Origin of the sequence: Azospirillum sp. TSO22-1 (genome assembly GCF_003116015.1) — a bacterium.
Lineage (GTDB): Bacteria > Pseudomonadota > Alphaproteobacteria > Azospirillales > Azospirillaceae > Azospirillum.
On record NZ_LGQZ01000194.1, the window covers coordinates 1 to 8,070 of the forward strand.

At 70.4% G+C, this 8,070-nt stretch carries 7 protein-coding genes; 1 reads left to right on the forward strand and 6 read right to left on the reverse strand.

Going from position 1 to position 8,070, the window contains the following annotated elements; genetic code table 11:
- Positions 1 to 135: 135 nt before the first annotated feature.
- From TSO221_RS33320 to TSO221_RS36930, 3 genes are all read right to left on the reverse strand, one after another.
- Positions 136 to 510, reverse strand: a complete 375-nt coding sequence (locus TSO221_RS33320) for a hypothetical protein (protein WP_109122764.1) — start codon at positions 508 to 510, stop codon at positions 136 to 138.
- 107 nt (positions 511 to 617) lie between these two features.
- Positions 618 to 1,508, reverse strand: a complete 891-nt coding sequence (locus tag TSO221_RS33325; RefSeq protein WP_109122765.1) for a DMT family transporter — start codon at positions 1,506 to 1,508, stop codon at positions 618 to 620.
- Positions 1,509 to 1,722: 214 nt separating this feature from the next.
- The gene (locus TSO221_RS36930; RefSeq protein WP_109122766.1) at positions 1,723 to 4,248 is read right to left on the reverse strand and encodes a cation:proton antiporter; all 2,526 of its coding nucleotides are present in this window, start codon (positions 4,246 to 4,248) and stop codon (positions 1,723 to 1,725) included.
- Between the two features lie 172 nt (positions 4,249 to 4,420).
- Between TSO221_RS36930 and TSO221_RS33335 the strand changes: the two genes are divergently transcribed.
- The gene (locus TSO221_RS33335) at positions 4,421 to 4,636 is read left to right on the forward strand and encodes a hypothetical protein (protein ID WP_109122767.1); all 216 of its coding nucleotides are present in this window, start codon (positions 4,421 to 4,423) and stop codon (positions 4,634 to 4,636) included.
- A gap of 113 nt (positions 4,637 to 4,749) precedes the next feature.
- Here the strand turns inward: TSO221_RS33335 and TSO221_RS33340 are convergent, their stop codons facing one another.
- The 3 genes from TSO221_RS33340 to TSO221_RS33350 are packed head-to-tail and all read right to left on the reverse strand — an operon-like array spanning position 4,750 to position 7,616.
- On the reverse strand, positions 4,750 to 6,270 hold the full coding sequence (locus TSO221_RS33340) for a HAMP domain-containing sensor histidine kinase (RefSeq protein WP_247878384.1): 1,521 nt from the start codon (positions 6,268 to 6,270) through the stop codon (positions 4,750 to 4,752).
- A gap of 1 nt (position 6,271) precedes the next feature.
- Positions 6,272 to 7,075 carry a response regulator transcription factor gene (locus TSO221_RS33345; protein WP_247878385.1) on the reverse strand — a complete coding sequence of 268 codons (804 nt, stop codon included), beginning with the start codon at positions 7,073 to 7,075 and terminating at the stop codon, positions 6,272 to 6,274.
- Entirely contained in the window at positions 7,068 to 7,616 is a 549-nt protein-coding gene (locus tag TSO221_RS33350) for a hypothetical protein (protein WP_146208988.1), read from the reverse strand. Before TSO221_RS33350 ends, TSO221_RS33345 begins: the two co-directional genes overlap by 8 nt.
- Between the last annotated feature and the right edge of the window lie 454 nt (positions 7,617 to 8,070).

Consider the following 8,070-nt stretch of genomic DNA (forward strand, 5'->3'; position numbering starts at 1 on the left):
TTTTTCCCCCCCCCGGGGGGGGGGGGGGGGGGGCCCCGCCGCATCGCGGCGGGAGGGTGAGGGTAAAATCAAGGATCCTTGCCGGCACCCTCACCCGGCCGCTTCGCGGCCACCCTCTCCCGGGACGGGAGAGGGTTACGCCTCGGGGTTGCGGCGCTTGTGGCGGAGGTTGAGGGCGTTGAGGAAGCTGGTCGGCGCCTGGGCCGCGCCGCGCTCCTTGCGGGGCGCGGTGCTGAGGAAGCCGGCGACGCGGCCGCGCAGCTCGACCGCGTCGCGCGCGGCGGTGTCGGCGTCGGCCGCCACCTTGCGGCGCACCGCAGGATCCAGCGTGTTGAAGGCGCGGGTGGCGAACTCGAAGGCCGGCTGCGACTTGGTGGCGACCACTTGGCGCAGCGCCTTGGACACCAGCACGGTGTCCAGCCCGCCCGGACCGGAGACCCCGTCCAGCACGTCGGCGAGGATGCCGATGGCCTGGAGGGTACGGCTGTCGTCGAGCGAGAAAGTCTCCATGGCGCCCCTGCCGATGATCGCAGGACCGGGTCGCCCCGGTCCCAACCGCTAGATAAAAATTAATACACACACCGTGGGACGCAAGTCACGCAGTCTCTTGCGGGCCGCTACGCGGAACGGTTGACCAGTGCCACGCCGACCACAGTCATCGCCATGCCGGCCAGCGCCACGGCGCCCAGGCGCTCGTCGAACATGGCCCAGGCCACCACCGCGGTGACCGGCGGGGTCAGGTAGAACAGGCTGGCCACCCGCGCCGCCGCTCCCCGGCGGATCAGCGCGAACAGCAGGAAGATCGCCCCCACCGACAGCACCAGGGTGAGCCAGGTCAGGGCAAAGACGAACTCGCCCGTCCATTGCACGCGCATCGATTCGGTGAGCGGCGCGATCACGGCGAAGGCGACGGCGGTGGCGGCGTACTGGATGGTGGCGCCGGTGCGCAGGTCCATGCCGGTGCAGTGGCGCTTCTGATACAGCGTGCCCAGCGTGATCCCCACCAGCGCCGCCACCGCCGCGCCGAGGCCGAACGCGCTGCCGGTGCCCGCGGTGATCTTCTCGCTGACCACCAGCCCGACTCCGACGAGGCCGAGCAGCAGCCCGCCCCACTGCCGTGCCGACACCCGCTCGCCCAGCAGCCAGCCGGACAGCGCCGCGGTGAGCAGCGGCTGGATGCCGACGATCAGCGAGGTGATGCCGGCCGGCACCTTCTGCGAGATCGCGAAGAACACGCCGCCGAGATAGACCGCGTGCACCAGCAGCCCGGCCACCGCGATGTGCCCGGCCAGCCGCCAGCTCCTCGGCCAGGGGGCGCGCGTCACCAGCGCAACGAGGCCGAGCAGCGCCGCCACCGCCAGCATGCGCAGCAGCAGGAAGGTGAAGGGCTCGGCGTAGGGCAGGCCGAACTTGGCGCCGATGAATCCGGTGCTCCACAGCAGCACGAACACGGCGGGCATCACCCGCACCCAATCCGACCGCACCTCGCCGGCAACCTGCTGCGCCATCTCTCGCCCCTGCGTTTTGTTGGTTGTTTAAGCGGTCGGGGGAGCGGTGGAAAGCGGCGTGAGGGCAAGGGTGGGTTGCGTCGTCCGGTTCCGCGGACTTCTTTCGGCCGTCATCCCCGCGAAGGCGGGGATCCATACGTTCCGCAGCCACTCGCTTTGAGAATTATGGATCCCCGCCTTCGCGGGGATGACGAAGAAAAACAAGGGAATGCGCTCACTCCCCCGCCGGAACCGCCACCGGCTGCGGCAGCCGGGCGGGCGCGCGGCGCTTGGCGGCGACGTCCTCGATGTGGGTGCGCAGCGACGGGTCCTTGCGCACGAGGCGCCAGAAGTCCTTCTCCTCCAGCACCAGCAGCTGGCAGTAACCGAGCGCCCGCACGTCGGCGTTGCGCGGCTGGCCGTTGAGCAGCGCCATCTCGCCGAAGAAGTCGCCGGAGCCGAGCTTGACCGGCATCTCCAGCCCCGGCACCAGCACTTCCACCGCGCCGGAGGCGACGAAGAACATGCAGTCGCCGCGGTCGCCGCGCCGCACGATGGTCTCGCCGGGCAGCACGAGACGCGACTTCAGCAGCTTGACGATGCGCGCCGCCCGCTCCGGCGCCAGGCCGGCGAAGATGGGCACGCGACGCACCAACTCGTTGCGGTCGAGGCGCAGGTCGAGGGTCGGCGCCTGCTCCAGCGCGCGACGGCGGCCGGCGATGTCGCGCTCCAGGTCGTTCAGCACCTCCTGCGAGATCACCGATTCCGCGTGCAGCGCGCGGTAGTCGGCGGCCTCCAGCCGCAGCGCGGCGCGGCCCAGGTACTGGTTCTGCAGCACCGTCGCGTAGTCCGGATACTGCAGGCGCAGCGCCGCCAGCGCCTTCTCGACGCGGTCGAGGCGCACCGCCAGCAGCCCCTCCAGCTCCACCGCGCTGTCGGGGCCGAGCACCTGGGCGAGGCGCTGCCGGCTGAAGGCGCGCAGCTCGCGCAGCACCATGCGCACCGACACCAGCACCTCGAACCGCATGGCCAGCCGGCGGGCCAGCGGGCGCTGGATGCCGAAATGGCGGTGCAGCCAGCTGGCGGCGCGCATCTGCAGCGAGAAGTCGATGATGCCGTCGGCCGCCTTGGCGTAGCCGGCCTCCCCCTGCGCCCGCACAGCGTCGAGCGTGCGGGCCGCGCGCGCCGCCAGGAACTCGACCACGCCGCGCGACAGGATGCCCTCCTGGAAATGGGCGTAGTAGCGTTCCTGCTCGCGGTTGACGAGGATGACGAGGCCGATGGTGACGCGCTCCGCCTGCGACAGCGGGGCCTCGGCGTGGCGCTCGCCCTCGATGGCCTCCAGACGCTCGGCGTAGTGGTCGAGCATCCGCTGCGTGGCCAGCTCCTCGATCTCGTAGGTGCGGGCGAGGTCGCCGACGCGCTCCTGCACGCGGGCGACCGACAGGGCCAGCGCGCGGTTGCGCATGGCGCGCTCGACCGGCGACAGGCGGTCCAGCCCCAGCTTGTGCATCACCGGGCGCAGCGTCGTGCCGTTGACGAACAGCGTGAAGAACACGAAGCCGGTCGCCAGCACGGCGACGAACTCCTGCACGCCCGCCGGCACCCGGCCGTTCTCGGTGACCGCCATGGCCAGCGCCAGCGACACCGCGCCGCGCAGGCCGCCCCACAGCATCACCGCCTTGGTGGCGTGGCCGACGCGCTGCGCCAGCCCGAAGGCCGACAGCGCCGGCAGCAGCCCGAACAGCACCACGCCGCGCGCCGCCAGCGCCGCCGCGACCGCCACCACGAGGTAGCCGGCGTCGCTCCACGCCACGCGCTCGACGATGTGCGGGATGACCAGCGCGACCAGCAGGAAGATCAGCGAGTTCGCCCAGAAGCCCAGCTGCTTCCAGATGTGCTCCAGCGCCACCCAGGTGTCGGGCGAGATGCGCGTCTTGCCGACCGAGCCGACCACCAGCGCCGCCGCCACCACCGCCACCACGCCCGACACGTCCAGGTAATGGTCGGCCAGCAGGTAGCTGAGATAGGCGAGCGCCACGGTCAGCGTGATCTCCGCCATCGGCTGGTCGCGCACCGGCGTCACCAGCAGGCAGGCGAGGCGCCCCAGGACGAAACCGACGCACGCCCCGCCGCCGAAGCTGCGCAGGAAGTCGATGGCCGCCTCCAGCACCCCGCCGTCGGAGCGCCGGGTCAGCATGCCGAGCAGCAGCGTGAACAGCGCGATGGCGGCGGCGTCGTTCAGCAGGCTCTCGCCCTCGACCAGCATGGTCAGGCGCCGCGGCGCGCCGAGGTCGCGGAAGATCGAGACCACCGCCGCCGGGTCGGTGGTGGCGACGATGGCGCCGAGCAGCAGGCACGGCACCAGCCCCATCGGCGACACCGCCCACAGCGCGTAGCCGACCGCGAAGGTGCAGACGAACACCGCCACCACCGCCATGGCGAGGATCGGCGCCAGGTCGTCGATCAGCCGGCGCACGTCGATGGCCAGCGCCGTCTCGAACAGCAAAATGGGCAGGAAGATGTAGAGCAGCGTCTCCGACGACAGGTCGAGGCCGGAGAGCGAGACGAAGAAGTCGCCCAGCGGACCGGCCAGCCCGTCCAGCACGGTGGCGCCCTTGATCAGCGCACCCAGCGCGATGCCCGCCGCCGCCAGCAGCACCGTGTACGGCACCCGCAGCCGCGCCGCCAGCGGCGGCAGCGCGCTGACCAGCAGCAGCAGACCCGCCACACCGAGAACGTAGACGACGATCGCGTGCATGGCCGTTCGCTACCCCTTCCGATCCGCGGCAACCGTAGCGGCGGGTTGTGGCAACAGCAAGGCTGCCGGCTGCGACAATCGGGGGATGCCGTCACCCTGGACCTTTGGACGGGCTGACATGAGCGGACGGCGATGTACGCTTTGTTTCATGTCCTTACCCGAGGAGCGGGACGTGAACCGGCTGGAAGACGCGCTCATCCCCCTGGTCGCCGCCGCGCTGCTGGTGCAGATGCTGACCAGCGCGCCGCTGCGCTTCGACGCGCTGGTCGCGGGCTGGGATGCCCCGAAGGCGCCCTTCGTGCCGGTGCACACCGGACCGGAGCGGCCGGCGACGCCGCGCGCGGTGCTGGTGCGGGACAAGGATGATTACTTCGGCGGGGCGAGCTGATCAGCGTCCGCACGCCCGAAATCCACGCGACGCAACGGGAAAACACAGAGACACGGAGAATGATTATCTCTGTGCCTCTGTGTCTCTGTGGTAAATCCCCGCCACCTGAGGATCTATCCCACCACCGGCAGCACGATCCGCATGCGGAAGCCTCGCGTGTCGCGGCGGTTCTCGCCGGTCACGGTGCCGCCCAGCGCCTCGATGTTGCGCCGCACGATCCACAACCCGATGCCGAAGTGCGTGCCTTCCGCCGTCTGCCCGGTCGGGTCGGTGTCGGGCATGCCCTTGCCGGCCTCGCGCTGCGAGAAGTAGCGCTCGAAGATGCGCGGCAGGTTGCCGGGATCGACGCCGGCCCCCTCGTCCTCCACCACCAGCTCGGCGGTGCGGCCGTTGCGGCTGAGGCGGACGCTGACCGTGGCGTCGGCGGGGGAGAAGCTGACCGCGTTCTCCACCACGTTCTCGACCACCGTCTCCAGGATGTCCTCGCTGGCGCGCACCACCACGCCCGGCTGGATCGAGGAGCGCATGTGCAGCTTCCGCTCCGACAGCAGGCCGGTGTAGCTGTTGGCCATGCGCTCGACCAGCGCGGACATGTTGATCTTCTTGCGCGGCGGCTCCAGCAGGTCGGCGGCGGCCTCGTCCATGCGGCGGGTGAACGACACCAGCCCGTCGAGCTTGTCCAGCGACTTGTCGATCATGGTCAGCGCCCGGTGGCTGCGGACGTCGTCCTCCGGCAGGGCGCGGCGCAGGGGCTCCGTCGATTGCCGGATGACGGCGATCGGCGTCTTGAAGGCGTGCGCGTTGTCCTCGGCGGCGCGGCGCAGCTGGATGGCGCTCTGCCGCAGCGTGTCCACCATCCTGTCGAAGGCCTCGGCGACGCCGGCCAGCTCGGGCACGGTGTTGCGCTGGGCGAAGCTCTCGCCCGGCGTCTCGCCGCCGACGAGGTCGCGGGCGAGGTCGCCGAAGCGGTGCAGGTTGCGCATGACGCCGACCAGCACCATCAGCACCAGACCGGCCATCGCCACGTAGATCAGCGCGGCCAGCTGCACGGTCGTCGTCTTCCAGTACGGACGGCCGAGCGAGGAGCCGAGCAGCGCCTCGGTGTCGTTGCTGGTGACCAGCGCCCAGCAGCCGAACGACGTGTTCATCGGCGTGATGGAGGTCAGCACCTCCTCCGCCCCCGAGGTGCGCGGCACCCGCATGGCGAGCGGCACGTTGCCCTCGCAGCTGGAGCCGAGGCGGTCGAGGATCCCCTGCTCCACCAGCTGCCGGCGCTCGGCATCGAGGTCGGCGGTGGAGACGGCGGGCGCGGCGCCGACGTAGAAGAAGCCGTCACCGCCCGACAGGGCGCGCGGGCGGACCAGCAGGCGCAGGCGCGTGCGGTCGTCGGCGAAGCGGGTGAGCACCTGCCCCATCTGCGGCAGGCTGGCGCGGTCGGCGCGGCCCAGGTCGGGCTGGATGGCGCGGGCGATCAGCCGGCCCTGCTGCTGCGCGCTCTGCAGCAGCAGGGTCTGGCCGGTTTCGTCGGCGCGCCGGAACTGATCGTAGATCAGCACCGGCACGGCCAGGAACACGATGGTCAGCAGCGCCAGCCGGCTCGCCAGCGAGCGCCACAGCCACCGGGTCCGGGCCACGTTACTCCGCAGCAGCGGCAGCGTCGTCGAGGAGGCCAACGTCCGCGTCCTCATTGCCATTGCGCTGACCGGTCCCGTCGCCCCAGCGGTAGCCGAAGCCCGGGTAGTTCTCGATGCAGTCGAACTCGGCATCGACCGCGCGGAACTTCTGGCGGATGCGCTTGATGAAGGCGCGCACATTGGCGCGATAGCCCGAGGGACCGTAGCCGGCCAGGAAGCCCTTGCCGTGCACCAGGTCGTAGATCTCGCGGTAGGAGACGTCCTCCTCCGGCCGCGTCGCCATCAGCTTGACGATGTTGAACTCGGTCAGCGTCAGGTCGATGCGGGTGCCGTCCCACAGGGCGCGGCTGTTGTCCAGGCGCAGCTCCAGCTTGCCCAGGTGGTGCACGCCGGTGTCGTTGGCGGCGACCTCCTCGCCCGGCACCTTGTTGCCGTCGATGATGAGGCGCATGCGCTTCAGCAGGATCGACAGGCTGCGCGACTTCTCGACGAAGTCGAGGGCGCCGCCGGACAGCGCGGCCTCCTCGTAGATCTGGTCGGACAGCACGGTCAGGAAGATGACCGGCAGGTCGATGCCGCGGGCGCGCATCTGGCGCAGCACCTCGAGGCCGTCCATCTTCGGCATACGCCAGTCGAGCAGCACGATGTCGACCTGGCCGCCGTTGGCGAAGAAGTCCAGCGCCGGCTCGCCGCGGTCGAAGGAGACCACCTCGAAGCCCTCGTCGCCGAGGTTCAGGCCGAGCGACTCCCGGAACAGGTCGTCGTCGTCGACCAGCGCGACGCGCGCCAGCGTTGCGTTACTCATGGCTGCCGCCCCCGGCTTGGGCAAGCAGTTGGGCGAAGCATCGTTGATCGACATCTGGGACATGGTCGCTGCTCTTCACATCGTAGGAAAGGGCTCGGAAGTCCTGGGACGACAGGTCCATGTAGAAGAAGACCTTCAGGGTGCAGGCGCCGTTGGCGTAGCTCCACACCCGGGCCGGAGCCTGGTCCTCCATGGCCGCCGGGACGCCCAGGAGGCGCTTGGTCTGGCGCTGGTCCAGTCCCATCAGCGCGTCCGGATCGAGTTTGGCCGGGGCAGCCATGGCGACGCCGATGCCGCTGGGCACCGTGGCCGACAGGCCCCCCTGGGGGGTCTCGGCGCGCACCGGCGGCTTGGCCTTCGGTCGCGGCGCCTGGATGGACGCCACCGGCCCGCTCGGGCGGGAGGACAGCGTCGCGGTGTCCGGGGGGACGGTGGTGCCGGGGCACCCGGTCAGCAGCAGGACCGCCAGCACGAGGCCCGCCCCGCTCCGCCGGCCGCGGGTGCCGACGCCTCCAGCCACTTCGTGCATGGTTCCGGTCATGGTCATGCTCCGGACCTTTCAAACATCGTGGTCGAATTCGCGGGGGTCTTTCGCGCCATCTCTGCCGCAGTTCCCGCCTCCGGTGTGCAGACGATCAGTCGATCCTGGTTAATGCTGGGTTAAATGACGGACAGCTACCCCCTTTTTGCGGCCGTGTTGGCACATTTTTCTGAAATTTCCCAGGCGAACAGCGGATACAGGCGGATTCTTCCCAACTCGTTGCTGCCAAGTTGTTTCGGATTTCAACCTAATTTGCGCGGCATCGCGGCCACACAGCCGGAAAGCTGTAGGCGTGAACACGAATGTGCACGGGAGTATTCCCTTGGGCGGAGGGCGTCCCAAAGCCCTCCCCCAGCCCCGCTGGGGGAGGGTTGGGTGGGGGCAGCGGCCTGCACGGGAATCAACGCCGGCCACACACGCCATGCCCCCCCCCTCCCCCCCCCCCGGCGCGGGG